Here is a 1,799-nt window from a genome sequence, read left to right as displayed (position 1 = left end):
GCAGCTCCGTCATATCGGAAGTTATCCTTACCGATTGAGAACTGATTATCGCCAAGGTAGATGGTGTCTGCTCTTTGGTTGAACTCTCCTGTGCCACCGATACGGATGGAGGCACTCTTAGATGCCGGGGGGACGACTGTGTCACGGAGAAGGAAGTTAGCAATCTCGGCTATCTCGGCATCAGATGGGGCGACGCCAATACCCTTATTCCACAAAGCACCAATCGCTGATCCAAGTGTTCCTATATTTATGTTAAAATTATAGAAGGTCGAGTCTATCGCCCCCGCCGTAGCAGTCACAGTGGAACCCACATAGTGATTGCCGGACAGAGTGAAAACGTCAGTGTATAGAAGACCAGTTACCCGATTCAAGCGCCCAAGGAATACGACCGGCTCATGCGGTGGTGGAATCTCGGTTGGTCCGACGTACTGTCCGACCCCGGAAATCTTGTACTCTAGCGTCATCCGGTTAGGGTTGCCTGTCGGATTCTTGTAGATATGGATTGCATTCGTGCCCGAGTTCCAACCGGCGAATCGTGGGAACGAAGCGTTCTGGTTACCGATTGTACCAACAAAGCCAATAACAAAATCTTCATCTGCTGCCAAATCGAATACATCGTTAGCTACTACCGAAAGTGATCCAACTCCATCAGCTGGGTTGAGATAAACAACGCCAGATGGAACAATGGTGGTTACTGGGCCGGAGGCAGAGCGACTGATGTTAAGCGTGTGGCCACTGGTTGCAGTAAAAGAAGTGGCAGATGGTTCTGTGGTAGAAATATCTTTCCCGGAAAGAGCAAAGAATATGTTGCCCTGACCAAGAGTGGAAGAACCAGTGCGAACGGTCGCTTCGTAGACCTGGCCCTTAAACTGCCCACTACCATCAAAGTCTGGTGGGCGACCGATAATTAGTTTATTGTTACCTGGGTTAGGAAGGAAAGCATTGCCGACCCAAGTCTGGCCGCCGAGGGCCGTCCAATTAACATTGTCGTACGAGTAGTATCCATCAACACGAGTATCGCCCCCACTGGTGCTGAGTTCATAACCGAGCCATAGGGGGCCATTCGATGCAATTTCACTCCCGAGGACTAGGTTTGTTATACGAGCAGACACTCCATCGTAGAACCATAACCCAAACTGATTAAGTGTGCCGTTGTAGCGTATACCCCAACCCGTATTCGTGCCCCCACCGTACGAATCGCCGATGATGGCAGTGGAAGATCCCGAAGAAGCAAGTAGGTCTACGCGTACCTTGACGTTAAATGCTGTCACCCCTGTCATGTTGACATTCACCGAAGTGCTAGCATTATTGCCCGCAGAGCCAGGGAACCAAATGGCGGGGCCTTCAATTCGCACGAGTCCGGTGTTCGTGGCGCTCAGCGTCGCACCAGCTGTACCAAGGTTCGGGATACCAGCATCATCGCCCTCAGAGGCCAGCCAGACGCCATCAAACGCAGCGATCTTGTCCCACGTAGCATTGGCCGTACCAGTTGCAGAGTCGAGCGTGACCTGCTGTCCGTAAGTGCCCCCGACCGTGAGACGGCCTGAGGGATCAAGTACTATGTCGTTATTTGCAGCTGCTAGATTATCAGCATTGATTGTCCATCCGCCAATTGTACCACTAAGGGCATCGATGGTGCCTGAGATTATGGCTCCTGTGGCGGAAAGGACGCCGCCTGCGGTGACACTAAATGGTGCATTGGCGAAAACTGCATCGCCAAGATAGATGCCATTGACATCTGCCTTAAAGATGTTGGGGGCGGTCCCAATGGCAATGTCGCCAGAGAACGTGAGTGTATT

At 51.8% G+C, this 1,799-nt stretch carries 1 protein-coding gene; it reads right to left on the bottom strand.

Annotated elements, in window-relative coordinates; all coding sequences use genetic code 11:
- The coding region (locus tag V6D20_06750; protein HEY9815483.1) for a hypothetical protein at nt 1-1,799 on the bottom strand (1,799 nt) is incomplete at both ends.

Source organism: Candidatus Obscuribacterales bacterium (assembly GCA_036703605.1).
Classification (GTDB): domain Bacteria; phylum Cyanobacteriota; class Cyanobacteriia; order RECH01; family RECH01; genus RECH01.
The sequence above is the reverse complement of the archived record's forward strand: the minus strand, read 5'-3'. Positions and strand labels throughout refer to the sequence as shown.